This window comes from Pantoea sp. AS-PWVM4, assembly GCF_000468095.1.
In the GTDB taxonomy this organism is placed as follows: Bacteria; Pseudomonadota; Gammaproteobacteria; order Enterobacterales; family Enterobacteriaceae; genus Pantoea; species Pantoea phytobeneficialis.
On record NZ_ASZC01000035.1, the window covers coordinates 1 to 25,038 of the forward strand.

Annotated in this window: 22 protein-coding genes; 12 read left to right on the top strand and 10 right to left on the bottom strand. The window is 52.5% G+C overall.

Annotated features, from left to right (window positions below):
* Positions 1-127: 127 nt before the first annotated feature.
* Together mobB and mobA are read right to left on the bottom strand one after the other, a co-directional pair.
* Positions 128-640, bottom strand: coding sequence for a molybdopterin-guanine dinucleotide biosynthesis protein MobB (gene mobB / locus L579_RS22540; RefSeq protein ID WP_021186426.1), 513 nt, complete (start codon positions 638-640; stop codon positions 128-130).
* Positions 637-1,212, bottom strand: coding sequence for a molybdenum cofactor guanylyltransferase MobA (gene mobA / locus L579_RS22545; protein WP_021186427.1), 576 nt, complete (start codon positions 1,210-1,212; stop codon positions 637-639). Before mobA ends, mobB begins: the two co-directional genes overlap by 4 nt.
* Before the next feature lie 71 nt (positions 1,213-1,283).
* Here mobA and L579_RS22550 point away from each other — a divergent pair, with 71 nt between their 5' ends.
* The 4 genes from L579_RS22550 to polA all read left to right on the top strand — a co-directional run bounded on the left by L579_RS22550 (position 1,284) and on the right by polA (position 6,402).
* Positions 1,284-1,559 carry a YihD family protein gene (locus L579_RS22550; RefSeq protein WP_021186428.1) on the top strand — a complete coding sequence of 92 codons (276 nt, stop codon included), beginning with the start codon at positions 1,284-1,286 and terminating at the stop codon, positions 1,557-1,559.
* Between the two features lie 45 nt (positions 1,560-1,604).
* On the top strand, positions 1,605-2,591 hold the full coding sequence (locus L579_RS22555; protein ID WP_021186429.1) for a serine/threonine protein kinase: 987 nt from the start codon (positions 1,605-1,607) through the stop codon (positions 2,589-2,591).
* Positions 2,592-2,617: 26 nt separating this feature from the next.
* On the top strand, positions 2,618-3,247 hold the full coding sequence (gene dsbA / locus L579_RS22560; protein WP_021186430.1) for a thiol:disulfide interchange protein DsbA: 630 nt from the start codon (positions 2,618-2,620) through the stop codon (positions 3,245-3,247).
* 368 nt (positions 3,248-3,615) lie between these two features.
* Positions 3,616-6,402 (top strand): DNA polymerase I, encoded by a 2,787-nt coding sequence (polA, locus tag L579_RS22565; RefSeq protein ID WP_021186431.1) that lies wholly within the window; start codon positions 3,616-3,618, stop codon positions 6,400-6,402.
* Between the two features lie 412 nt (positions 6,403-6,814).
* On the opposite strand, the gene yihA is transcribed toward polA, so the two are convergent.
* The gene (yihA, locus tag L579_RS22570) at positions 6,815-7,453 is read right to left on the bottom strand and encodes a ribosome biogenesis GTP-binding protein YihA/YsxC (protein ID WP_021186432.1); all 639 of its coding nucleotides are present in this window, start codon (positions 7,451-7,453) and stop codon (positions 6,815-6,817) included.
* 621 nt (positions 7,454-8,074) lie between these two features.
* On the opposite strand from yihA, the gene yihI reads away from it, so the two are divergent.
* Positions 8,075-8,593, top strand: a complete 519-nt coding sequence (gene yihI / locus L579_RS22575; protein ID WP_021186433.1) for a Der GTPase-activating protein YihI — start codon at positions 8,075-8,077, stop codon at positions 8,591-8,593.
* Positions 8,594-8,829: 236 nt separating this feature from the next.
* The gene (hemN, locus tag L579_RS22580) at positions 8,830-10,203 is read left to right on the top strand and encodes an oxygen-independent coproporphyrinogen III oxidase (protein WP_021186434.1); all 1,374 of its coding nucleotides are present in this window, start codon (positions 8,830-8,832) and stop codon (positions 10,201-10,203) included.
* 31 nt (positions 10,204-10,234) lie between these two features.
* Here the strand turns inward: hemN and L579_RS23910 are convergent, their stop codons facing one another.
* From L579_RS23910 to glnA, 4 genes are all read right to left on the bottom strand, one after another.
* On the bottom strand, positions 10,235-10,360 hold the full coding sequence (locus L579_RS23910) for a YshB family small membrane protein (RefSeq protein WP_021186435.1): 126 nt from the start codon (positions 10,358-10,360) through the stop codon (positions 10,235-10,237).
* A 99-nt stretch (positions 10,361-10,459) separates the two neighbouring features.
* Entirely contained in the window at positions 10,460-11,869 is a 1,410-nt protein-coding gene (gene glnG, locus L579_RS22585; protein WP_013511066.1) for a nitrogen regulation protein NR(I), read from the bottom strand.
* A gap of 7 nt (positions 11,870-11,876) precedes the next feature.
* Positions 11,877-12,926 (bottom strand): nitrogen regulation protein NR(II), encoded by a 1,050-nt coding sequence (glnL, locus tag L579_RS22590; RefSeq protein ID WP_013511065.1) that lies wholly within the window; start codon positions 12,924-12,926, stop codon positions 11,877-11,879.
* A 260-nt stretch (positions 12,927-13,186) separates the two neighbouring features.
* Positions 13,187-14,596, bottom strand: coding sequence for a glutamate--ammonia ligase (gene glnA, locus L579_RS22595; RefSeq protein WP_013511064.1), 1,410 nt, complete (start codon positions 14,594-14,596; stop codon positions 13,187-13,189).
* 444 nt (positions 14,597-15,040) lie between these two features.
* Between glnA and typA the strand changes: the two genes are divergently transcribed.
* From typA to fabY, 5 genes are all read left to right on the top strand, one after another.
* Positions 15,041-16,861, top strand: coding sequence for a ribosome-dependent GTPase TypA (gene typA / locus L579_RS22600; RefSeq protein ID WP_021186437.1), 1,821 nt, complete (start codon positions 15,041-15,043; stop codon positions 16,859-16,861).
* A 224-nt stretch (positions 16,862-17,085) separates the two neighbouring features.
* The gene (gene yihX / locus L579_RS22605) at positions 17,086-17,682 is read left to right on the top strand and encodes a glucose-1-phosphatase (RefSeq protein ID WP_021186438.1); all 597 of its coding nucleotides are present in this window, start codon (positions 17,086-17,088) and stop codon (positions 17,680-17,682) included.
* A gap of 3 nt (positions 17,683-17,685) precedes the next feature.
* Positions 17,686-18,555, top strand: a complete 870-nt coding sequence (locus L579_RS22610; protein WP_021186439.1) for a virulence factor BrkB family protein — start codon at positions 17,686-17,688, stop codon at positions 18,553-18,555.
* Positions 18,552-18,989: a D-aminoacyl-tRNA deacylase gene (dtd, locus tag L579_RS22615; protein WP_021186440.1), complete on the top strand. Its 438-nt coding sequence runs from the start codon at positions 18,552-18,554 to the stop codon at positions 18,987-18,989. Before L579_RS22610 ends, dtd begins: the two co-directional genes overlap by 4 nt.
* Before the next feature lie 59 nt (positions 18,990-19,048).
* Positions 19,049-19,996: a fatty acid biosynthesis protein FabY gene (gene fabY, locus L579_RS22620; protein WP_021186441.1), complete on the top strand. Its 948-nt coding sequence runs from the start codon at positions 19,049-19,051 to the stop codon at positions 19,994-19,996.
* A gap of 103 nt (positions 19,997-20,099) precedes the next feature.
* On the opposite strand, the gene L579_RS22625 is transcribed toward fabY, so the two are convergent.
* The 3 genes from L579_RS22625 to L579_RS22635 form a co-directional block, all read right to left on the bottom strand.
* The gene (locus tag L579_RS22625; protein WP_036628166.1) at positions 20,100-21,782 is read right to left on the bottom strand and encodes an AsmA family protein; all 1,683 of its coding nucleotides are present in this window, start codon (positions 21,780-21,782) and stop codon (positions 20,100-20,102) included.
* Between the two features lie 119 nt (positions 21,783-21,901).
* Entirely contained in the window at positions 21,902-23,281 is a 1,380-nt protein-coding gene (locus L579_RS22630) for a nucleobase:cation symporter-2 family protein (RefSeq protein ID WP_021186443.1), read from the bottom strand.
* Positions 23,282-23,365: 84 nt separating this feature from the next.
* Positions 23,366-24,301, bottom strand: a complete 936-nt coding sequence (locus L579_RS22635) for a quinone oxidoreductase family protein (RefSeq protein ID WP_021186444.1) — start codon at positions 24,299-24,301, stop codon at positions 23,366-23,368.
* A 70-nt stretch (positions 24,302-24,371) separates the two neighbouring features.
* On the opposite strand from L579_RS22635, the gene L579_RS22640 reads away from it, so the two are divergent.
* A complete protein-coding gene (locus L579_RS22640; RefSeq protein WP_021186445.1) occupies positions 24,372-24,860 on the top strand; it encodes a MarR family winged helix-turn-helix transcriptional regulator in 489 nt (162 codons plus the stop codon).
* Positions 24,861-25,038: the final 178 nt, after the last annotated feature.

Below are 25,038 nucleotides of genomic sequence, written 5' to 3' on the forward strand. Positions count from 1 at the left end.
TTCAGGGCTTTTTTACGTCTGCGTATTTCGTAGCGGCGCGATTTATCGCGCATTTTTCAGCGTCCGGAACAATAAAAAGCGCGCGATAAATCGCGCCGCGACGAATATGATGCGTATCAGAAAAAAATCACGGATTTTTCTGTGAAAAACACCATTCAGCAATGAAATTGGCAACCTGCTGTGGCTGATTAATATCCAGAGCGGCCACTGGCAACGCCACTTCCACATCACTCGCCACCGCAATCACGTAATCATCGAGTAAGTCGGTAATATTCCCCTTCACACCCGTGCGCCACAACACGATCTTAGCAACCGGTTCGTCTTTGAATCCTTCAACCAGTACCAAATCCAACGAAGAACTGTCCATTCGTGCCGTCATCTGATGCAGAGTTAAGGGCTTATCTGGAGTCTCGCACATCAATGCCCAGCGCTGATTGCTGGCAACGATCACCTGATCCGCCCCCGCTTTTCGCAGCAGAAAACTGTCTTTTCCCGGCGTATCAACGTCCATATTATGATGCGTGTGCTTAATCAGCCCCGGGCGGATCCCTTGTGCTTTCAGCAATGGGATCACTTTTTCCAACAAGGTGGTTTTACCCGTTCCGCTCCAGGCAGCAATCGCCAGCAAAGGTATCGTCATGATGGTATTTCCTCATCCCGTAAGTCGTCTGGCGTGTTGATATTACGGAATGCCGATTCAGGATCAGGAAAGGTCACCGCATGGCCGCCACTTTCCCGTAAAAACTGCATCAGACGACGTTCCCCACTCAACAGCCAGGCTTCGAGTGCATCGGCTAAAGAGCGATTAACTAAAGCCAGTGCCGGATGATCGCGTAAGGATGATTTCACCCACACCGCCGGGGCATCGGCTTTGCTTTGCCATAAGCGCGCGACGAAATCATCAGGGATCCACGGGGTATCGCAGGCACAGAATGCCACCCATTCGGATGGGCTGTGACGCAAACCGCTCAGCATTCCCGCCAGAGGGCCGGGGTAATCCGGCAACGAGTCGCTGACAACCTGACAACCGCTTAACTGATAACGATCAATGTTGCGGTTGGCGCTTATCAACACAATATTGACCTGTGGCCGAAAACGGCGCAGAACGTGTTGATAAAGGGGTTCACCTTGCAACAGCAACAATCCTTTATCCTCACCGCCCATACGGCGCCCCTGGCCACCTGCCAGAATCACGCCGGTTAATGCTGTCATCTTCGTCTCCTTATCAATAGTGGACGATACTTACAGGCTGGCAGCCTCACACCTGCATAAAGGAAAAAATGATGAAATATCACCGTCTCAACGAACTGCTCGAACTTCTGCAACCTGCGTGGCAGAAGGAGTCTGATCTTAACCTGTTGGCATTTTTACAAAAACTGGCGCAGGAATCAGGTTTCAGTGGCCCATTAAGTGAATTAACCGACGACATATTGATTTACCATCTCAAAATGCGTGATGCAGGCAGTGATGCTGAGATTCCCGGTCTGAAAAAGGATTATGAAGTGGACTTCAAAACCGCGCTATTACGCGCACGCGGTGTGATTAAGGACGATGAGTAGTGCTATCCTTGCGCATTAAAGCAAAGGTAACACACAGGCGAAATGATGAGCGAAGCCACCTTTAATTTCCAGACGTTGAACCCAGATGTGATCCTCGATGCACTTTGGGACACGGGTCTGCGCGTAGAATCTGGCTTAACCGCCCTCAACAGCTATGAAAACCGCGTTTATCAATTCAGTGATGATGAGAAACGTCGCTATGTGGTGAAGTTTTATCGCCCGCAGCGCTGGAGCGCTGGCCAAATCTTGGAAGAACACCAGTTTGCGCACGATTTACTGAATGATGAAGTGCCGGTTGCCGCACCTCTGACGTTACAGGGAAATACGCTGAACAATCATGCCGGTTTTATGTTCGCGGTATTTCCCAGTCTGGGTGGGCGGCAGTACGAAACCGATAATGAAGAACAGATGGAGTGGGTCGGTCGCTTTCTGGGGCGGATTCATCAAACTGGTCGCCAAAAAGACTTTCAGCAACGTCCAACCATCGGACTGGATGAATATATTTTACAGCCGCGCCAACAGCTCGAGCAGAGCATGCTGGTGCCGGATGCGCTCAAAGCACAACTGATGGCGGCGATAGACAGATTGAGTCACACGCTGCATCAGATATGGCACACGCGCTGGCAGCCGTTGCGACTACATGGTGACTGCCATCCCGGCAATATTCTATGGCGTGATGGCCCCATGTTTGTCGATCTTGATGATGCACGTACCGGACCGGCGGTGCAGGATCTGTGGATGCTGGTGAATGGCGATCGGCAGGAACAACTTATCCAGTGGGATATTTTACTGGAGGCTTACAATGAATTCAGTGACTTTGATATACATGAATTGTCACTGATTGAGCCTTTACGCGCGATGCGCATGGTTTATTATTTAGCCTGGGTCGTGCGTCGCTGGCAGGACCCTGCTTTTCCGCGTGCTTTTCCGTGGATGACCGATGAAGATTTTTGGCGTCGGCAAATTACACTTTTTACCGAGCAGGAAAAGCTGTTACACGAACCGCCGTTGCAGCTTAGCCCGCAATTTTAATGAAGCAGTCAGGAGAATTTTTCACGATGAAAAAGATTTGGTTCGCGCTGGTAGGTTTAATGCTGGCATTTAGCGCCTCCGCGGCACAATTTACCGATGGCAAACAGTATGTCACGCTGCCGAAACCCATCGCCGGTGAACCGCAGGTAATGGAGTTTTTCTCTTTCTTCTGTCCGCATTGCTATCAATTCGAACGCGTTTATCATGTCAGCGATGCCGTGAAAAAGAATCTGCCTGCCAACACCAAAGTAACTAAATATCACGTTGATTTCCTGGGTGGTGATTTTGGCCCGGTAGTGACGCACGCGTGGGCAGTGGCAATGGCGCTGGGTGTAGAGGATAAAGTCACGGCTCCAATCTTTGATGGTATCCAGAAAACTCAGACAGTCACTGATGCGGCTAGCCTGAAAGATACCTTTATTAAGGCTGCGGGGATTACCTCTGAAGATTACGATGCAGCGTGGAACAGCTTTGCGGTTAAAGCGCTGGTTGCGCAGCAGCAGAAAGCCGCTTCCGATGTAAATCTCCAGGGCGTACCGGCGATGTTTATCAATGGCAAATACATGGTTAACAACGGTGGCCTTGATACCAGTTCGATGGACAATTTCGTGGCAGATTACGCCAACGTAGTGAAATTCCTCGTCGAGAAGAATTAATTTAAGCAGTTAAAACGCCGGCTATGTCGGCGTTTTTCAATTATCCCTCAGCCTTTTATTTACCTTCCTGCTGCAAACCTTGTGGTTAATATCCACATGGACGATCATCTTTTCAAAAAGATGCTTGCTATCACAGAAACTTAATAACAATATGAAAAACATATGTTTTTACTGACGGTTTGCTTGTGTTCAAAGGAAATAACAATACGTTATGAAATTTACGCACAAAGTTATCCACAATAAGATCCCTGCGATCCACCCCGCGTAATGAGGAAAAAGCATCACATCTTCTGGTGCTAATTCAACATTCGTCTCCGGTTATGGCATCCTTATACATCTCTTAATCGCAACGAAGAAAAATCAAACTTATGGCGCACATTGCAGAAAATCCCCTGATTCTGGTAGACGGATCCTCCTATCTCTACCGTGCATATCATGCCTTTCCGCCCCTGACCAACAGCGCAGGCGAGCCAACTGGCGCCATGTATGGTGTTCTCAACATGTTGAAAAGCCTGTTGATGCAGTATCAACCCAGCCATGTTGCTGTGGTCTTCGATGCGAAAGGAAAAACATTCCGCGATGAGTTGTTCGAGCACTACAAGTCACACCGCCCCCCTATGCCTGACGACCTGCGTGCGCAGATCGAACCGCTCCATGAAATGGTTAAAGCAATGGGCTTGCCACTGCTGGCGGTAACCGGTGTGGAGGCGGACGACGTCATCGGCACGCTGGCACTGGAAGCAGAAAAGCAGGGACGAGCGGTACTGATCAGTACCGGTGATAAGGATATGGCCCAATTGGTCACGCCTGGCATCACGCTGATCAACACCATGACCAATACAGTGCTCGGGCCAGAAGAGGTTGAGCAGAAATATGGTGTGCCACCCTCACTGATTATCGATTTCCTCGCCATGATGGGTGACAGCTCGGATAACATTCCTGGCGTACCCGGAGTGGGTGAAAAGACTGCGCAAGCTCTGCTGCAAGGGCTGGGTGGCATGCAGTCTATCTATGACAACCTGGAAAAAGTGGCCGACCTGTCATTTCGTGGTGCCAAAACGATGGCGGCGAAACTGGAACAGAATCGTGACGTGGCATTCCTTTCTTATCAGCTGGCAACCATTAAAACCGACGTAGAACTGGAACTCGGCTGTGAGCAACTGACGGTGAATGATCCGGATGTCGCCGTACTACAGACGCTATTCAGCCGGTATGAATTCAAGCGCTGGCTGGTCGATCTGCAAGAAGGAAAATGGTTGCAGGGCAAAAAGGGTAACGTGCAGACACCGCAAGCAATGCCGGATCAGCCTGTGGCCAAAGCCGAAACGGTGAGCGTGTTGTCATCTGATGGTTATGTCACCATTCTGGATCAAGATACCTTTGCGAGTTGGTTAGACAAGCTGAAAACAAGCGAGCTGTTTGCTTTCGATCTGGAAACCGATTCGCTGGATACCCTGAGTGCCAACATTGTGGGTATCGCCTTCGCTGTGGCTCCAGGTGAAGCAGCCTATTTGCCGGTGGCCCATGATTATCTTGATGCTCCTGATCAGCTGGACAGAGCTGAAGTACTGGCTCAACTGAAACCTTTGCTGGAAGACAGCAAGGCCGCCAAAGTCGGGCAAAATCTCAAATACGATCGCGGCGTTCTGAAGAACTATGACATCGAGCTGAACGGTATTAAATACGACACCATGCTGGAGTCATATTGTCTGAACAGCGTGGGTGGGAAGCACGATATGGACAGCCTCGCAGCGCGCTGGCTGAATCATAAAACCGTCACCTTTGAAGAGATTGCCGGGAAAGGTAAAAATCAACTGACCTTTAACCAGATTGCTATCGAGCAGGCAGGGCATTACGCCGCAGAAGATGCGGATGTCACCTTGCAGTTGCATCTGAAAATGTGGCCGGAGCTGGAGAAAGAAGCGGGTCCGAAAAAAGTCTTCACAGAGATCGAGATGCCGCTGCTGAAGGTGATCTCCCGTGTAGAACGCAATGGCGTGTTAATTGATCAGAACATCCTGGCAAAACATTCCCAGGAGCTAACAACACGTCTGGCTGAGCTGGAGCAGCAAGCGCACGAGCTGGCGGGTGAGCCGTTCAACCTCTCTTCAACCAAACAGTTGCAAACCATTCTGTTTGAAAAGCAGGGGATCAAACCGACGAAGAAAACCCCGGGTGGCGCGCCATCAACCAGTGAAGAAGTGTTGGCGGAGTTGGCGCTCGATTATCCGTTGCCGAAGGTGATACTGGAACATCGTGGTTTGTCGAAGTTGAAATCAACTTATACCGATAAATTGCCGCTGATGATCAACCCGGTCACCGGCCGAGTGCACACTTCATACCACCAGGCGGTTACGGCAACCGGTCGTTTGTCATCCACCGATCCCAACCTGCAAAATATCCCGGTACGCAACGATGAAGGACGGCGTATTCGCCAGGCGTTTATTGCCGGACCGGACAAGCGCATTGTCGCGGCGGACTACTCACAGATTGAGCTGCGTATTATGGCGCATCTGTCGCAGGATAAGGGGCTGCTGGACGCTTTTGCGCAAGGGGAGGACATTCACCGTGCTACCGCAGCAGAAGTGTTTGGAGTGGCGCTGAGTAAGGTTTCTGGTGAACAGCGCCGTAGCGCGAAAGCGATCAACTTTGGTTTGATCTACGGGATGAGTGCATTTGGTTTGTCGCGCCAGCTGAATATCGGTGCCGGTGAAGCGAAAAAGTATATGGATCTCTACTTTGAACGCTATCCGGGCGTATTGCGTTACATGGAAGAGACACGGGAGCTGGCGGCTGAGAAAGGCTATGTTGAGACGCTGGATGGTCGTCGCTTGTGGCTGCCGGACATCACCTCCAGCAACGCAATTCGCCGTAAGGCAGCAGAACGCGCGGCGATCAACGCCCCGATGCAGGGAACGGCGGCAGATATTATCAAGCGTGCGATGATTGCGGTGGATGGTTGGTTACTGCAACAAAATGACGACAACGTCAAAATGATCATGCAGGTGCACGATGAATTGGTGTTTGAGATTCATCAGGACGCGGTGGACAGCGCCAGTGACAAGATCCGTCAATTGATGGAGAGCAGCATGAAGCTGGACGTTCCGTTGCAGGTTGAGGTCGGTACCGGCGAAAACTGGGACCAGGCACACTAAGTCACACCTCATAAGCGGTGAAAAGACGCTTATGACAATGTCATAAGAAAAAAGTTTACTTAATCGGTTCAGCAAGCCGGTAAAGCGGTCTGTAAAATGCGCGTTTTGTAACTGCTTAACGTCTAAGCATTTTTTTAGTAATTAAACTACATCGGATGCGCGTTTTTGTGACGAACCTGGTAAAAAAGATGTCGAGTCCTGAAACTAAACAACAAAAAATCCTTTGTCGGTCAGGAAAAATCAGGTAAAGTTTCTCGCGTAGGGTACAGAGGTAAGATGTTCTATCTTTCAGACCTTTTACTTCACGTAATCGGATTTGGCTGAATATTAGCCGCCCCAGTCATTTATGACTGGGGCGTTTTTTATTGGGCGTTTATCTGAAAATGCGGGTCATTACACCCGCAGAGACGCGTTATGCAGAGGGCGGGGTGTCATCTTCCTGTGCCGGTTCCAGTTCACTGAACCAGTTATCCAGTTTTTGACGCAGTTTATCGACACCCAGCTTCTTCAGGGACGAAAACATTTCGACCTGCACATCCCCCTGAAAAGCCAGCGACGCTTCGCGTACCATATTCAGTTGTGCTTTACGTGCGCCAGAAGCCAGCTTGTCAGCTTTGGTCAGCAACACTAAAACCGGGATCTGACTCTGCACCGCCCATTCAATCATCTGTTGGTCGAGATCTTTCAGTGGATGACGAATATCCATCAGTACGACCAACCCCTTCAACGCCTGACGTTTTTGTAGATATTCCCCCAGTGCGCGTTGCCATTTGCGCTTCATCTCCTCGGGGACTTCGGCGTAACCATAACCGGGCAAATCCACCAGACGTTTGCCTTCTACCACCTCAAACAGGTTGATCAGTTGGGTGCGACCCGGCGTTTTACTGGTACGCGCCAGGCTTTTCTGGTTGGTCAGGGTATTCAGCGCACTGGATTTGCCTGCATTCGAGCGACCGGCAAAGGCAACTTCAATGCCTGTATCTGAAGGCAAGTGACGAATATCCGGGGCACTGAGAACGAAATGGGTGATGTGATAGTTCAAAGCAGACAAAGTAAAACTCCAGCAAAATGATTCACGCAATTGCGCAGAGTATACCTGTTATGGCGCAAAAGTGCCCGATGGCGTCTTTGTGCGCCATTTTGTAAGAGATATGCGATAAGTGCTGCCAGTCATTAACGTTTCTCGTTACTAGGTGATGAATATTTATTTTTTAATTTCAATGAATTAATAAAATTCGTGGCATTTTCACTATAAATAAGAGAAGCGTCTTACTTGTTCATTTTACCTATTGGTCTACATTTGGAGTCAGTGCAAGGCCGCACGCATCAGATGATGTGCTCAGGAGCGTCAGGGGGGACGAAGAGCAGGCAGGACTCGATTCAGGAACGAATCGGACAAGGACAGGGAAATTCGCAGGAGCGATTTGGCGAGGGAAAAACCGGGACGTTGTGAGCCATTAATGGATTTATCTCGTGTTTCCTTCGTATGAAGGTGCGAAATAAGGCGACAGCATTGGCTGTCGCCTTTTTTCTTTGTCTGCTTTCTGCTAGATTTCGCCGCAATTCTATACCTTAAATCATTCGGGCTGCGGGAAGGCGAAAAGCGCACTCACCTCACCAGTCCGTAATATGACGGGTATATACTGATTAAAAATTGCCGAGACCCAACACCATGAAGCAACCTGCACAATCCCCCCGCGGCAAACCGGCCGCGAAAGCGAAACGTAAATCGCGTGAAGATTTGAATCTTGAAGCGCGCGACCGTAAACGCGACAAAAAGCACCGTGGCCATGCTGCGGGTAGCCGGGCGAATCCGGAAAAACAGGCCGCAGGAAAAGGTCAGGGCAAAACTGCCCAGGATCCGCGTCTGGGCAGCAAAAAACCGATTGCCCTGGTGGCGGAAGGACAAACTTCAGTCGTGAAAAAACCGGCTCCTAAAGCAAAAGCGGAAAAAGCTCGCCTCACACCGCAGGAAGAGCTGGCAAAGCTGGAGAATGATGAGCGTCTGGATACATTGCTGGATCGTCTCGAAAGCGGTGAAACGCTGAGCGGTGAAGAGCAGGCCTGGCTGGATGAAACGCTGGACCGTATCGATGAGCTGATGGAAACGCTCGGCATCGCGCTGGATGATGACGCTGACGATGATGAGCAGGCGGAAGAAGACATGATGCGCCTGCTGAAAGGCAAATAAGGGCATTTTTGATCGGCATGCGTATGTGCGCATGCCACGCTAAACAGGTATTGACCGATGTTTTGGCCTGGATCAATTTTAGCGCTGCTGCTGGCATGTTATCTCATCAGCTTATTGTTTAAACTACGCCGTCTGTCGCGCCTGAAGTCGCGTTTACGCCGGGTTTCTGCTCGTCACCCTGTTCACTCTTCTGCTTCGCGACCCGCCTTCAGACGACGTCACCATAAGGAGTGAGCATGTCATCGCAGCAGATTGAATGGGATCAGCGGCTAATCGAAAAGTATAATTACGCCGGTCCACGCTACACCTCCTATCCTACTGCGCTGGAATTCAGTGAGAATTTTGGTGAAGCCGATTTTCAGCAAGCGGTGGCTCGCTATCCCGAACGTCCTCTCTCACTTTATGTGCATATCCCGTTTTGCCATCGGCTGTGCTACTTCTGTGGTTGCAATAAAATCGTCACGCGTCAGTTGCACAAAGCAGACCGTTACCTTGATGTGCTGGAGCAGGAAATTCGTCAGCGTGCGCCGCTATTTGCGGGCCGCCGTGTTACCCAGCTGCACTGGGGTGGTGGAACGCCCACGTTCCTCAATCAGCAGCAGGTCAGTCGGCTGGTGGGCCTGTTGCGCAGCCATTTTCTCCTTGCTGATGATATCGAAATGTCGATCGAGGTTGATCCGCGCGAAATTGAGCTGGAGATGATCGATCATCTGGGCGCGCTGGGTTTCAACCGCCTTAGCATGGGCGTACAGGATTTCAATAAAGCGGTGCAGGAGAAGGTCAATCGCGTGCAGGATGAGGCAATGATCTTTGCGCTGGTGCAACGTGCGCGTGAGCAGGGTTTTCGCTCGGTCAGTATCGATCTTATCTACGGATTGCCCCTGCAAACGCCAGAGAGCTTTGCATTTACCTTGCAACGCGTTATCGACCTCAACCCTGATCGTCTCAGCGTATTTAATTACGCGCATCTGCCCGCGTTATTCGCCGCCCAACGCAAGATCAAAGATGATGAGCTACCCAGTGCTACGCAAAAACTGGAAATTTTGCAGCAGACCATTGCCACGTTAACCGGTGAAGGCTATCAGTTCATTGGTATGGATCACTTCGCCCGGCCGGACGACGAACTGGCGGTGGCGCAGCGTGCTGGCAAATTGCACCGTAATTTTCAGGGGTATACCACGCAGGGTGAGACGGACCTGCTGGGGCTGGGGGTGTCGGCAATAAGTATGATCGGCGACAGTTACGCACAGAACCATAAAGAGTTAAAAACCTGGTACGCCAGCGTGGAGGAGCAAGGGAACGCGCTATGGCGCGGGCTGACCCTCAGTGACGATGATTGCCTGCGTCGTGATGTCATTAAGGCGCTGATTTGTAACTTCGCACTGGATTACGCGGCTATTGAGGCGCAGTGGCCGATCGCCTTCAGGCGCTATTTTGCTGAGGATTTGCAACTGTTGGCACCGCTGGTGGCGGATGGTTTAGTGGAACAGCATGAAAGGGGATTGCGCATCACTGGCGTGGGCCGCCTGCTGATCCGTAATATCTGCATGTGCTTTGATGCGTATCTGCGGCAGAAAGCGCGCCAGCAGCAGTTTTCGCGGGTGATTTAAAACGACAAAGGGAGCCAAGGCTCCCTTTGTATTAACTGAACAGACTCACGGTAATGGCGCACATCACAGCAGCAATGGCCGTTTGCGGTGAATGGCTGGCCGCGTTGCCGATCGCCGCGATATTATGCGTGATCACCTGGATGACTGACTGGAACATGTTCTCTTCTCCCGATTGCCGCCCGTATGATACTGAACGGCACCGGTCTGTACAGATGGAGTGAGCATAAAAATCGTGCAATAAGCCCGCTTTTTACACTTACTCCATGCCCAGCTCTTTCAGTTTACGTGTCAGGGTATTACGTCCCCAGCCAAGCAAACGCGCCGCTTCCTGTTTATGTCCCTGCGTATGACGCAAAGCGGTTGTGAGCAGGGTGCGCTCCATCTCCGGCTGTGCCTCAGATAGCAGGTTTTGATGACCGGAACGCAGTGCACGATCCGCCCATTGTGCCAGCAAGGTGGCCCAGCTATCCGGCAGCGACTGCACCGGGCTTTCCGGCGTACTGGATTCAAACAGTTCAGCGGGCAGATCCTGAATCAGTACTTCCTGGCCCGCAGCCATCACGGTCAGCCAGCGACAGGTATTTTCCAGCTGGCGCACGTTACCGGACCAATGCAAACGCGTCAGCGCCGCTTCGGTTTCCGGGTGCAAAATTTTCGCTTCTACACCCAGCTCGCGTGCAGCAACTTGCAGGAAGTAGCGGGCCAGGCGCGGAATATCTTCACGACGTTCACGCAGCGGTGGCAGATGAACACGAATCACGTTCAGACGATGGAATAAGTCTTCACGGAATTTGCCTTCCTGTACGCGCATTTCCAGGTTTTGGTGGGTTGCGGCGATGATACGCACATCCACTTTTACTGGCGCATAACCGCCAACACGGTAGAACTGACCATCGGCCAGCACGCGCAGCAGGCGGGTTTGCACGTCGAGCGGCATATCGCCGATCTCATCAAGGAACAGCGTACCGCCATCAGCTTGCTCAAAACGTCCCTGACGAATCTGATTGGCACCGGTAAATGCGCCTTTCTCATGACCAAACAGCTCAGACTCAATCAAATCTTTGGGAATCGCCGCCATGTTCAGCGCGATAAAGGGTGCTTTAGCGCGCGGGCTATGGCGATGCAGGGCATGCGCCACCAGTTCTTTACCGGTCCCGGATTCACCGTTAATCAGCACGCTGATAGAAGAACGCGACAGACGGCCAATAATGCGAAACACATCCTGCATCGCTGGCGCTTCACCGATAATATCGGTCGTCGGGCCGCTTACCGGTTGATTGCGCGGCTGCTGCTGCTCCTGATAGTGGCTGATGGCGCGTTCTACCAACGCGACCGCTTCATCAATATCAAATGGCTTTGGCAGGTAATCAAAAGCACCCTGCTGATAAGCACTGACGGCGGCATCCAGATCGGAGTGGGCCGTCATAATGATGACCGGCAGCATCGGATGGCGCTGTTTGATTTGTTTCAGCAATGCCAATCCGTCCATGCCTGGCATACGAATATCTGACAGTAAAACATCTGGGGTTTTGGTCGAGAGCGCTTCCAGCACCTCGTTGCCGCTGTCAAACGTTGCACAGCTCAAACCGGCTCCAGTGAGCGCACGTTCAAGCACCCAGCGGATGGAGCTATCGTCATCGACGATCCAGACTATCCCTCGTTGCATAGAAACCTCACTGGCGAATAGGCAGGTAAACCGAGAATTCGGTGTGACCAGGCCAACTGTTAAATTCTATTTTTCCTGAATGCTGATCGATCAGACTGCGGGCAATCGACAGACCTAAACCGGTGCCGCCTTCGCGCCCACTCACCATCGGATAGAACAGCGTATCCTGCAGTTGAGCCGGAATGCCTGGGCCGTCATCTTCAATATCAATGCGTGCCACCAGGCGATATCGCACACCATGCAGCGTTAACTGGAACGCGGTGCGGGTGCGGATAATAATTGTGCCGCCTTCTTCACCCAACGCCTGAAGCGCGTTGCGTACTACATTCAGCAGAACTTGTTCGATTTGATCCGGGTCGTGTGGCAACTCCGGCAGGCTGGGGTCGTAATCACGCACCAGCGAAACGTTATCCGGCAACTCCATCGACACCAGATTGACCACGCGTTCAGCCACCTGATGAATGCTTTGAGTGACATGCAAACCAGGCTGCTGGGGGCCAAGCAAACGATCTACCAGATTTCTCAGTCGATCGGCTTGCTCAATAATGACCTTGGTATATTCATTCAGCGAAGGGTCGGGTAGGGCGCGAGATAGTAATTGCGCGGCACCACGCAAACCCCCCAGCGGGTTTTTAATTTCATGTGCCAGACCACGTACTAAATCGCGGGCGGCGACCTGCTGAGCATGCTGAATTTGTTCCTGACTGAGGCGGCGTTGATTATCCATCGGCGCCATTTCCAGCAAAATTAAGCCATCGGGCAGACGTTGCGCCGTGAGCGACATAATATGCGCGCGGCCATCCACCACTAAGGTCACTTCGCTGTCTGTAAAGCCCTGGCCGGCCTCAAGACTCTCGCGCATAACCTCAATATTCAGCGAAAAATAGCCGGTTAATTCAGGTAACGGCGTGCCAAATAATTTCCGTGAACTCTGCGCCAGTAATTGCTGTGCCGCTGGATTGGCGTAATGAATAACTAATTCATTATCAACCAGCAAAATACTGTTTATCAGGGAGTTGAGAATCTGCCCCGCATCGGGCAGCGTGCCAGTTGCCATACAGCGTTCCTCTGCACTAATTTAGTGCATTATAGCCTTTGGTTGTAAAAACCGTAATTTGAACGATGAATTCGTGGAGAAAAAAGCCCATCCGAAGATGGGCTGAAAGTTTCCACGGCAACAAAAAATCTTCAGCGTCTTTCGTGCCGCAGCCGCGTTGGCTGCTCTCACTCACCCGGGTCACTGAGCTATCTCAGCTCCCCGGGATTCATTCGGTTGCCGCCTTGCTGCAACACGAAATCCGCGGAATATTTAATTAATTACACGCTGTAGTACAGCTCGAACTCTACCGGGTGCGGAGTCATGCGAACGCGGTCGTTTTCAGACTTACGCAGTTCGATGTACGCGTCGATAGCGTCGTCGGTGAACACGCCACCACGGGTCAGGAACTCGCGGTCTTCGTTCAGGCAGTTCAGCGCTTCTTCCAGTGAACCAGCCACTTTTGGAATCTCAGCTTCTTCTTCCGGCGGCAGGTCATACAGGTTTTTGTCCATCGCATCGCCCGGGTGGATCTTGTTGATGATGCCGTCGAGGCCAGCCATCAGCAGCGCGGTAAATGCCAGGTACGGGTTAGCAGCCGGGTCCGGGAAGCGCGCTTCAATACGACGTGCTTTCGGGCTGGCAACAACCGGGATACGGATTGAAGCAGAACGGTTACGGGCAGAATAAGCCAGCATTACCGGAGCTTCGTAGCCTGGGACCAGACGCTTGTAAGAGTTGGTGGTCGGGTTAGCCAGGGCGTTGATGGCTTTAGCGTGCTTGATGATACCGCCGATGTAGAACAGAGCAGTTTCAGACAGGCCGCCGTATTTGTCGCCAGAGAACAGGTTCACGCCGCCTTTAGACAGAGACATGTGGCAGTGCATACCTGAACCGTTGTCACCGAACATCGGCTTCGGCATGAAGGTTGCAGTTTTGCCGTAAGCGTGAGCAACGTTGTGAACAACGTATTTGTAGATCTGAATTTCGTCAGCTTTTTTGGTCATGGTGTTGAAGCGGGTTGCCACTTCGTTCTGACCAGCAGTTGCCACTTCGTGGTGATGAGCTTCAACCACCAGACCCATCTGCTCCATGGTCAGACACATAGCAGAACGGATGTCCTGAGCTGAGTCAACCGGCGGAACCGGGAAGTAACCACCTTTGATGGCCGGACGGTGACCTTTGTTGCCACCTTCGTATTCTTTACCGGTGTTCCATGCTGCTTCGATATCGTCGATAGCAACGTGTGAACCAGAAGTTGAAGAACCGAAACGGATGTCATCGAACAGGAAGAATTCCGGCTCAGGTCCGAACAGAACGGTATCAGCGATACCAGAAGAACGCAGGAAGTCTTCTGCGCGCTTGGCGATAGAACGCGGGTCGCGATCGTAGCCCTGCATGGTGCCTGGCTCAAGGATGTCACAACGGATGATCAGCGTCGGATCTTCGAAGAACGGGTCCAGAACGGCAGTGGTTGCGTCCGGCATCAGTACCATGTCTGATTCGTTAATGCCTTTCCAGCCACCGATGGAGGAGCCATCGAACATTTTGCCTTCTTCGAAGAAGTCAGCGTTAACCTGGTGAGCAGGGATAGTAACGTGCTGTTCTTTACCTTTGGTATCGGTAAAACGCAGGTCAACAAACTTAACTTCGTGCTCGTTCATCATCGAGAGAACGTGTTCAGCGGACATACTCAACTCTCCTGGAAATTGTCATTGTCGTCGTGGTGAGAGAACTTCGTTGCCTGGAATGTGTCATGGGTTCTGACATCTCCTAACCAAAGATCTCGGCAAGCTCTTCAACCGTTGTGCAACTGTCGTTTTCGCTTGAGAATACTAAAGCGAATTCTGTGCCAACTTTATTACAGCGGATAAAATCGTGCTGTGATGCGCCCTGTCGTGAGTCGATGACTGCACCAGGATGGATTTGATGCACTGAAATGGTGCCTTTGTGGCAAATAAAAGCACCATTTCAGTGCAAAATGCCATCGCAGTGCAGATTAATGCACCGCAATTGGTGCTAAAAACCAGCGCTGTAAGAAACTTTAGGCGAAATCTGTGATCATGTTCAGTCTTCCGCTTAATCCGTGTACAATAGCGCGTTATTTCTATTTCTATAATGCCTGAGGCAAAGCTGTGACCGAAAATTTGCGTAACATCGCCATCATCGCGCACGTTGACCACGGTAAGACCACCCTGGTTGATAAACTGCTGCAACAGTCCGGTACTTTTGACGCCCGTACCGAAGCGACTGAGCGCGTAATGGACTCCAACGATTTGGAGAAAGAGCGTGGAATCACCATCCTCGCGAAAAACACCGCCATCAAATGGAATGACTATCGTATCAACATCGTTGATACCCCGGGACACGCCGACTTCGGTGGTGAAGTTGAGCGCGTGATGTCCATGGTGGACTCGGTGCTGCTGGTTGTCGATGCGATGGATGGCCCGATGCCGCAAACTCGCTTCGTAACCAAAAAAGCCTTTGCTCACGGCCTGAAGCCGATTGTTGTTATCAACAAAGTTGACCGTCCTGGCGCGCGTCCGGACTGGGTGGTTGACCAGGTATTTGACCTGTTCGTTAACCTTGATGCGACTGACGAACAGCTGGACTTCCCGATCATTTACGCTTCTGCGCTGAATGGTATCGCAGGTCTGGATCACAACGACATGGCAGACGACATGACCCCGCTGTATCAGGCGATTGTTGACCGTGTTTCTCCGCCGCAGGTTGAAGTCGAAGCGCCGTTGCAGATGCAGATCTCTCAGCTGGACTACAACAACTACCTGGGTGTTATCGGTATCGGCCGCATCAAACGCGGTAAAGTGAAGCCGAACCAGCAAGTTACCATCATCGACAGCGAAGGCAAAACCCGTAACGGTAAAGTCGGTAAAGTGCTGGGCCACCTCGGTCTGGAACGTATCGAAAGCGACCTGGCAGAAGCGGGCGACATCATCGCGATCACCGGTCTGGGTGAGCTGAACATCTCTGACACCATCTGTGATCCGCAGAATGTGGAAGCGCTGCCAGCCCTGAGCGTGGACGAGCCGACAGTAACCATGTTCTTCAACGTCAACACCTCACCGTTCTGCGGTAAAGAAGGTAAGTACGTGACCTCGCGCCAGATTCTGGAGCGTCTGAACAAAGAACTGGTACACAACGTTGCGCTGCGCGTTGAAGAAACCGCTGATGCTGACGCCTTCCGCGTTTCAGGTCGTGGTGAACTGCACCTGTCCGTATTGATCGAAAACATGCGTCGTGAAGGCTACGAGCTGGCGGTATCCCGTCCGAAAGTAATCTTCCGTGAGTTCGAAGGCCGTAAACAAGAGCCGTTCGAAAACGTTACCCTCGACATCGAAGAAACCCACCAGGGTTCTGTGATGATGGCGATGGGTGAGCGTAAAGGCGACATGAAAAACATGGATCCAGATGGTAAAGGCCGTGTGCGCCTTGACTACGTGATCCCAAGCCGTGGCCTGATCGGCTTCCGTAACGAATTCATGACCATGACTTCAGGTACCGGTCTGCTGTACTCCACCTTCAGCCACTACGACGACGTGCGTCCGGGCGAAGTGGGTCAGCGTCAGAACGGCGTACTGATCTCTAACGGTCAGGGTAAAGCGGTAGCCTTCGCCCTGTTCGGTTTGCAGGATCGCGGTAAGCTGTTCCTCGGCCACGGTGCAGAAGTCTATGAAGGCCAGATCATCGGTATTCACAGCCGTTCTAACGACCTGACCGTAAACTGCCTGACCGGTAAAAAACTGACCAACATGCGTGCGTCAGGTACCGACGAAGCGACCACTCTGGTTCCGCCAGTGAAAATGACGCTGGAGCAGGCTATCGAGTTCATCGATGACGACGAACTGGTAGAAGTAACTCCACAGTCAATCCGTATTCGTAAACGTCACCTGACCGAGAACGACCGTAAGCGTGCGTCTCGCGGCAGCAAAGACTAAGCGAACACATAGAGAAAGCCCCGCAATGCGGGGCTTTTTTTTGCCTGAGTGTCGGGCAATTGTCTGATAAATGTGCAAGGCCAATTCTGCATGTAACCCGCGTGCGAGCTGAAAAAGAGAAGAGTGCGCCCGCTTCCAGATCGGGCATTTCCCCGCCACCCCGCCTGTTCAGCCTTCGCATTTGCCGCTAGAGTGAATGATCCAGGGAATATAAAGGAGGCGTCATGCTCTACATCTTTGATTTAGGCAATGTGATTGTTGATATCGATTTTAACCGGGTACTTGGCGTCTGGAGTGACCTGGGGCGCGTGCCGCTGGCAACGCTACAAAGCCGTTTCCGCATGGATGAAGCCTTCGAACAACACGAACGCGGCGAAATAAGCGACCCGGAGTTTGCTGCCCGGATATGTGAGCAGCTCGATGTGGCGCTGAGTTATGAACAATTCACCGCAGGCTGGCATGCCGTGTTTATCGATGTACGCCCAGAGACGCTGGCGCTGATGAACCAGCTGCGTGCAGATGGACACCGGGTGGTGATCCTCTCCAATACTAACCAGTTGCACTTTGAGTTCTGGCCGTCGCAATTTCCCGAGGTCCAACAGGCTGCCGATAAACTCTACATGTCGCAGGATATTGGTATGCGTAAACCCGAAGCCCGCATCTATCAGTTCGTGCTGGATAACGAAGGCTTTACGGCTGACCAGGCGGTATTTTTCGATGATAACCCGCCCAATATCGAGGCCGCTCGTGCGCTTGGCATTGAAAGTGTGTTAGTTACCGACAGCAAAACCGTGCCAGCCTGGTTCGCGAGTCATCGCTGAGTGATGTACCTGCGCCATTTGCGCCACTCCTGGCATGCCTTTTTCCTGTGGGTCAAACTGCTGTGGCGGCGCATTGATGAAGACAACATGACGACACAGGCAGGTAACCTGGCCTACGTCTCATTGTTGGCACTGGTGCCCCTGATTGCCGTGGTCTTTGCGCTGTTCGCCGCCTTCCCGGTGTTCTCCGATATTAGCGTGCAGCTCAAAAACTTCATTTTTACCAATTTTATGCCAGCGGCAGGCAACACCATTCAGCGCTATCTGGAACAGTTCGTCGCCAACGTCAATAAGATGACCGCCGTGGGCGCTGTCAGCCTGATCGTCACCGCGCTATTGCTGATGCATTCGGTAGACAGTGCGTTGAACGTTATCTGGCGCAGTGATAAAAAACGGCCAATGGTGTACTCGTTCGCGGTCTACTGGATGATTCTCACCCTTGGTCCACTGCTGGCGGGAGCGAGTCTGGCGATCAGCTCCTACCTGCTGTCGCTGCGCTGGGTGAGCACCTCTGGTGTCAACAGCCTGATCGAGCAGGTGCTACGCGTCTTTCCTCTCTTGCTCTCGATTCTCGCTTTCTGGTTGCTGTACAGCATTGTACCTACCCGCCGCGTTCCCGGACGCGACGCGCTGGTGGGCGCAGTTGTTGCGGGCCTGCTGTTTGAGCTGGGCAAAAAAGGCTTTGCGCTCTATGTTACGATGTTTCCCTCGTATCAGTTGATTTACGGGGTGTTGGCCGTAATCCCGATTCTGTTCCTGTGGGTTTACTGGACCTGGTGTATTGTGTTGTTAGGGGCAGAAATTACCGTCACGCTGGATGACTATCGTCAATTAAAACTGCGTGAACGAGAAAAAGAACGAGAGGAAACATGATTGCTTTGATTCAACGCGTTAGTCGCGCCAGTGTCAGCGTCGACAACGCGGTGGTAGGGGAAATTGGTGCCGGTTTGCTGGTGTTGCTGGGTGTTGAAAAGGGCGACGATGAGAAAAAAGCACAACGGTTGTGTGAGCGCGTTCTGGGCTATCGCATTTTTGCTGATGAGAACGACAAGATGAATCTTAACGTACAGCAGGCAGGTGGCAGCGTGCTGGTAGTGTCGCAGTTTACGCTGGCTGCTGATACCCAAAAAGGCATGAGACCCTCCTTCTCTGGCGGCGCTGAACCGGCAGAAGCTGAACGTCTCTATGAATATTTCAGCGCCTGCTGCCGTGAGCAGGGCGTATCTACCGCCAATGGCCGCTTTGCCGCCGATATGCAGGTTGAGCTGGTTAACGATGGTCCGGTGACCTTTTGGTTGCAGGTGTGAGATTTTCAGCCGAGCGGCAAGGGATCAGCCACGTAAGCTCCGAACGAGAGAATCACTTTATGTATCATCTTCGCGTACCGCAAACCGCTGAAGAACTGGATATGTACTACCAGTTCCGTTGGGAAATGTTACGAAAACCGTTGCGGCAGCCGCAGGGTTCCGAGCGTGATGCATGGGATGCGTTGGCCCATCATCAAATGGTGGTGGATGAACAGGGCAAGCCAGTCGCTGTCGGGCGGTTATACATTAATGCTGAAAACGAAGCGGCTATCCGCTTCCTTGCCGTTCACCCGTCAGTCCAGGGTAAGGGCTTGGGTACATTGGTGGCGATGACGCTGGAATCAGTGGCGCGCCAGGAAGGGGCAAAACGCGTGACCTGTAGCGCGCGTGAAGATGCCGTCGAATTCTTTGCCAAGCTGGGGTATGTCAATCAGGGGGAGATCACCGCGCCGCAAACCACCCCGGTACGCCATTTCCTGATGATTAAACCGGTGGTGACGCTCGATGATATCCTGCACCGCGCCGACTGGTGCGGGCAGCTCCAGCAGGCATGGTATGAGCATATCCCGTTAAGTGAAAAAATGGGCGTGCGAATTCTGCAATATACCGGGCAGAAGTTTGTCACCACCATGCCGGAAACCGGCAACCAAAACCCACACCATACGTTATTTGCCGGTAGCCTGTTCTCACTGGCGACGCTGACCGGTTGGGGGTTGATCTGGCTGTTGCTGCGCGAGCGTCATCTGGGCGGCACCATTATTCTTGCCGATGCGCACATTCGTTACAGCAAACCGATTAGTGGCCGGCCGGGGGCGATTGCCGATCTCGGTTCGTTGAGTGGCGATCTCGATCGTCTGGCGCGCGGGCGTAAAGCGCGTGTGCAGATGGAGGTTGAACTGTTTGGTGACGATGAGCTGGGGGCGGTGTTTGAAGGGGTATATATCGTTTTACCTGCCGATTCCCAGGGGGCACTGGAAGAGGGTGGCTCTGGCGCGCGGATTGATTAATTAAATCTTGCATACACCGTAGCGGCGCGATTTATCGCGCGGGTTTTGAAAGCAGTGAAAACCGCGCGATAAATCGCGCCGCTACAGGGTGTGGTTAGCGTGTTTACGGCTGAACCTGCCCGTCATGCATGGCCTGTTGCACCGACTGGGTATCTGTTGTTACCGACAGATTGCCATTGACGCTTGGACGTAGCGGTGACGCCGCGTTCAGCGAACCGTTCACCTGCAACAATAAATTGCTATTTCCGTTCAACGGCAACGCTGGCCAGCCCCAATTTTGCAGGATATTTGCCGGGACCGCCTGGCCTTTCAGATGCAGCGTCAACGCACGTTGCGGCTGCTGGTTGACCGTAGCCGTCCCCTCGAGTAAACCGCTGCCATTAAAGGCACTCAGTTCATTGACCTGAATCTGTTGATCATCTGCGCTGAAGCTAATTGACGGATGACGTAAATCAGTACGGTTAAAGGTCGCCTCCGCGGCGTTAAAACTGGCTTTACCGGCCCAGAACCCCCATTGCTGCTGTCGGGCCAGCAGCAGGTTTTCACCGCTGCCATCCAGTGCCGTCATCTGGAATGGAAATGCCGGATTGATATCAATAATCAGGTTGCGGTTGGCGGTTACACGTTTCACCAGTACGCTGTCGAGCCACGTTGGTAAGCTCTGCTGCCAGCGGTCGCGCCAGTTCTGCGGCAGGGTATATTCCAGCCCGGCCACCGCCAGTTCATCCAGCGTCAGGCGTTTATCACTGCGCGTCCAGTTACCGCTGGCACGGATGACGCCATTGGCCCAGCGGGAACTGAACTGCGTCAGCGCGATGCCCTGCGTTGAGAAGTCGGCATTCACGATGGGGTCATTCAGTTCAAAGGTACCGTTAATAAAATTCCCGGCATTCATCGCCAGAGAACCGTCTTCGCTCTGCCAGTCATTGCCGCGCCAGGTGAAATTCTTCAGGGTTAAATCGAGGTCAGTGACCGCCCAATCCGGCCCCTGCAAACGTGCATCAGTCATGTCCAGGCGATTAATTGTCACCGAGGGCACATCACTGATCGGGTTGAGGAAATCGAGCAGATCTTTATGGGTTTGCAGGCGGATATCATTGAGGCGCAATTGGTTAATCTTCCAGTTGCCCTGCGCATCACGTTCGGCATCACCGGTCATCGATCCACGCGCCAGATCGGCCCCAATATTACTCAGCACCAGACGATGTTGTGCCACATTACCTTGCAGCAACACGTTATTTCCCTTCACACCATCCAGGGTCATCTCACCCGCGCTCATTTGAAACTGCGCATCGCTACCCAGCATATCATTGGCAGTTGGCTTCCACGGTAAAATGCCACCGTTCACCTTGCGGGCAAACATCGGTAACGCACTGCCCGGACTATCAATGCGCATATTGTTGAGCTGCAAACGGTTGGCCTGAAGCGGCAGCGCGTTATCCGGGGTCAGATTAGCCAGATTCACTTCGCCGTCACGCAATTCGATGCTGCTAAAGTGCAGTGGATCGCTGAACTGTACCAACGCCAGCCCGAGATCAACGCGTTTCGCAACCAGCACGGCCGGTTGACCATCGTGCCCAAAGCTAAAGTCATCGAGGACGATATGCGAAGGGGAAGAGAAGTTGTGTTCGATTTTACTGAGGGAAAGATGCCAGTCGGTTTTATCACTCACCCAACGGCTAAACCAGCCTGCACCCCACTGTGTTTGCAGCAACACATACAGGATGACCAGCGCCAGCAGAATTAGCAGCAGTAAGGTAAGGAAAAATTTGCCTAGAAATTTCATTGCATCCATCCCGATCTTTTATCCGGTAAGAGGTTGTTATGCCTGAATTACCGTTACAGCTCAACAGCCTGGATGTAAAAGCGGATAAATATCAGGCAGGCCTCAGCCTGCCGTGAGTATTACTTTTCCTGGGGGAAGACGAGATTGAGCACGATAGCGGTGATACCGCCAGCGGCAATGCCTGATGAAAGCAGGGTTTTCAGCCAGTCTGGCGCGAATTGCAGAATCAGTGGCTGCTGAGAAACACCAAGGCCAACAGCCAGCGACAGCGCGATAATCATAATCGCGCGGCGATTCAATGGCTCGCGAGAAACAATGCGTACCCCGGAAGCCGCGATCGTACCAAACATCACTATCGTTGCGCCGCCCAGTACCGGTTCAGGAATGTGCTGCACAAATCCGCTGACCGCCGGGAACAACCCGAGCACAATCAACATCAGTGCCACCACAAAGCCCACATAGCGGCTGGCCACACCGGTCAGCTGGATCACGCCATTATTCTGGCCAAAACAGGAGTTTGGAAACGTATTGAACAATGCGGATACAAAAGAGTTAAGACCATTGGCCAGCACGCCCCCTTTCAGGCGTTTCATATACAGCGGGCCGCTCACTGGTTGCTCAGAAACGTCAGAGGTGGCGGTAATATCACCGATGGTTTCCAGGGAGGTCACCATAAAGACCAACATCAACGGAATCAGCAGATTCCAGTCAAAACCAAGTCCGTAGTAGAGCGGTGATGGCACCGAAACCAGCGCCTGATTGGTCGGGGTGGTATTTTCCGGCAGCATACCTAACGCCCATGCCAGCATATAGCCAACGGCCATAGCGATCACCAGCGAAGCGACACGCAAATAAGGATTGCGCTGACGGTTGAGCAAAATAATCACCAACAACACCGCGCCAGCCAGCAGCAGGTTTTTCGGTGCGCCAAAACTGTGATCGTTCATGGCTGCAAAACCACCGCCGATAGAGGTTAGCCCAACCTGAATCAGCGACAAACCGATGATCATCACCACAATGCCAGAAACCAGCGGCGTGATAATGCGACGAGCCAGATGCAGCACGCGGGACAGCACCATCTCGGTGCAGGAGGCGACCATCAGCGTACCAAACAGCGCTGCCATCATGGTGGGAATATCGGCCCCTCCATTTTTCAGCGCCATGCCACCCATAATCAACGGGCTGACAAAGTTAAAACTGGTGCCCTGAATTGACAGCAGCCCGGAACCGACCGGCCCCCAGGTTTTGATTTGCAGAATCGATGCGACGCCAGAGGCAAACAGCGACATGCTAATAATGTGCTGGGTGTCCTGTGCCGGCAGGCCCAGCGCCTGACAAATCAGCAGCGCGGGAGTAATTACCGCGACAAACATCGCCAGCAGATGCTGGCAGGCAGCAAACAGCGTTTGGGGCAACGGTGGGCGATCTTCAAGACGGTAAATCAGTTCACTTTTTGCCGCATTGGCAGGCTGGCGGGGTTCAGCGGTATCGACGGACATGGTGGACGTTCTCAATCACAACAAAGGGGGCGATTTTAAACCGATGCCGAATGAAAGCAAACGTTTGCAATGCCCCTCACCACCTCAGAGCGTAAATACCGTACGGCAACGGCTATCGTCTTCACCCCAGGCGCTATGGACTTCACTCAGTGGTCGCATCTGGAAGGGAATCGAAAAATCGCTTTGCGCTGCGGCTGTCAGTAACTCGCCGATACAAGCCACCAGTTCGCTATTGGATACGCTACCGAGGCCGCTGCCCATCAAGGTCAGCCCAGAGGAGCGCAGTAACTTGCTGTGCAATGAGATCTCCTGGCCGCTGAGGGAACCAATTTGCACAAAACGGACCACCTTCTCACCACCGGCCACCGCCGCCTGCATGATATCGAGCGCGCTCTGGCCCCACAGATAATCCAGCACCACATCAATGCCTTCAGCCATCAGCGCGGGCAGAGCGGTCGGTAACGCATCAAGGGTCAGCGTAATATCTGCCCCCTGGGTGTGAAGTTGTTCCAGCACCGAACGGTTGCGTCCGGTGGCAATAATTTTTCCGGCACCAAGATGACGCGCGATACGCACTGCCAGTCCACCTGATGTCCCGGTTGCGCCATTGATTAGCACGGTTTCTCCTTGTAGCAAACGTGCGCGACGCGTTAAAGCCGCCCACGAGGACATACCCGGATTGGCAAGTGCAGCAGCCAGCACCGGATCCAGCGTTTTCGGTAGCGGTACGATAGCCTCGGTGGGCACCCGTGTTTTTTCCGCCATACTTCCCCAGGGAGCGTTAAATGCCAGGAAGTACACCGGGTCGCCATTGTTGAGATAACCGGTGCCATCGATCCCGGTAATAAACGGATAGTGCGTGGCCGAGCTGTAATGGGTACCTGCGGCACGCGCCTTCGCCAACTGGCTAATGGCGGCGGCTTTGACTGTGACCACAACCTGGTGGTCATCGGCTTGAGGTTCAGGGAAATCGCCGTATACCGGCAGTTCGCCTGCTGCGGAAACTATTGCTGCTTTCATGTTTTCACCTTCAGTTAATCGGAATATATGTGTATTATGCACACATTATTCCTGTCTCTGGATGCCGTCAATGAAAAGCGTGCAAAATACACATAATAGTTCAGCTTTCGATGATCTGCACAATGCGTTACTGACCATTGTTGGGACGTTCAACCGCCCACAACGTGATGAATTACTGATAAAAGAATCCAATATTCAGCTCGATCGGGCGCTGTTTCCGCTGTTGGTGCAGATCAGTCGTTTCGGTCCGATTGGTGTGGTTGAACTGGCGGATCGGGTTGGGCGTGACTACACCACCGTCAGTCGACAGGTCGCGAAGCTGGAGGAAATTGGTCTGGCGCAGCGCCAGAAGAATACAAAGGACAAGCGCGTCAATGAAGCGGTCATTACGGCTGCGGGTAAAGTGATGACCGACAAAATCGATGCGGCACGGAGCAGGATTTACGGTGAGGTGTTTCAGGCGTGGCAGGAGAATGAGCGTGTTGAGCTGGCGCGGTTACTGCAAAAATTTGTCGGGGATTTTACCGCGCTGGAGCGTGATAAAAACACGGGGGCCTGACCCATTCGTAGCGGCGCGATGTATCGCGCGGGGTTTTCCTGCAACACGCACGAAATCGCGCCGCTTGTATCTTGAAGTTGTAACTGGTTAGCTACCCGTTACACGAAACGGAGGCAGCTTGTCGCGCCGCTTAAGCCTCGATCTTGTGCCGTAGCTTAAAGCCCTCCGTTTCTCCTTT

What these genes read in the sequence shown, in the direction of transcription:
- yihI (WP_021186433.1), top strand. Translation starts at nt 8,075, where the DNA reads ATGAAGCAACCTGCACAATCCCCCCGCGGCAAACCGGCCGCGAAAGCG.
- glnL (WP_013511065.1), bottom strand. Translation starts at nt 12,926, where the DNA reads ATGGCAACTGGCACGCTGCCCGATGCGGGGCAGATTCTCAACTCCCTG.
- L579_RS22610 (WP_021186439.1), top strand. Translation starts at nt 17,686, where the DNA reads ATGTACCTGCGCCATTTGCGCCACTCCTGGCATGCCTTTTTCCTGTGG.
- L579_RS23910 (WP_021186435.1), bottom strand. Translation starts at nt 10,360, where the DNA reads ATGTTCCAGTCAGTCATCCAGGTGATCACGCATAATATCGCGGCGATC.
- fabY (WP_021186441.1), top strand. Translation starts at nt 19,049, where the DNA reads ATGTATCATCTTCGCGTACCGCAAACCGCTGAAGAACTGGATATGTAC.
- hemN (WP_021186434.1), top strand. Translation starts at nt 8,830, where the DNA reads ATGTCATCGCAGCAGATTGAATGGGATCAGCGGCTAATCGAAAAGTAT.
- L579_RS22555 (WP_021186429.1), top strand. Translation starts at nt 1,605, where the DNA reads ATGAGCGAAGCCACCTTTAATTTCCAGACGTTGAACCCAGATGTGATC.
- mobA (WP_021186427.1), bottom strand. Translation starts at nt 1,212, where the DNA reads ATGACAGCATTAACCGGCGTGATTCTGGCAGGTGGCCAGGGGCGCCGT.
- polA (WP_021186431.1), top strand. Translation starts at nt 3,616, where the DNA reads ATGGCGCACATTGCAGAAAATCCCCTGATTCTGGTAGACGGATCCTCC.
- L579_RS22640 (WP_021186445.1), top strand. Translation starts at nt 24,372, where the DNA reads ATGAAAAGCGTGCAAAATACACATAATAGTTCAGCTTTCGATGATCTG.
- L579_RS22630 (WP_021186443.1), bottom strand. Translation starts at nt 23,281, where the DNA reads ATGTCCGTCGATACCGCTGAACCCCGCCAGCCTGCCAATGCGGCAAAA.
- L579_RS22625 (WP_036628166.1), bottom strand. Translation starts at nt 21,782, where the DNA reads ATGAAATTTCTAGGCAAATTTTTCCTTACCTTACTGCTGCTAATTCTG.
- L579_RS22550 (WP_021186428.1), top strand. Translation starts at nt 1,284, where the DNA reads ATGAAATATCACCGTCTCAACGAACTGCTCGAACTTCTGCAACCTGCG.
- dsbA (WP_021186430.1), top strand. Translation starts at nt 2,618, where the DNA reads ATGAAAAAGATTTGGTTCGCGCTGGTAGGTTTAATGCTGGCATTTAGC.
- yihX (WP_021186438.1), top strand. Translation starts at nt 17,086, where the DNA reads ATGCTCTACATCTTTGATTTAGGCAATGTGATTGTTGATATCGATTTT.
- L579_RS22635 (WP_021186444.1), bottom strand. Translation starts at nt 24,301, where the DNA reads ATGAAAGCAGCAATAGTTTCCGCAGCAGGCGAACTGCCGGTATACGGC.
- mobB (WP_021186426.1), bottom strand. Translation starts at nt 640, where the DNA reads ATGACGATACCTTTGCTGGCGATTGCTGCCTGGAGCGGAACGGGTAAA.
- dtd (WP_021186440.1), top strand. Translation starts at nt 18,552, where the DNA reads ATGATTGCTTTGATTCAACGCGTTAGTCGCGCCAGTGTCAGCGTCGAC.
- glnA (WP_013511064.1), bottom strand. Translation starts at nt 14,596, where the DNA reads ATGTCCGCTGAACACGTTCTCTCGATGATGAACGAGCACGAAGTTAAG.
- glnG (WP_013511066.1), bottom strand. Translation starts at nt 11,869, where the DNA reads ATGCAACGAGGGATAGTCTGGATCGTCGATGACGATAGCTCCATCCGC.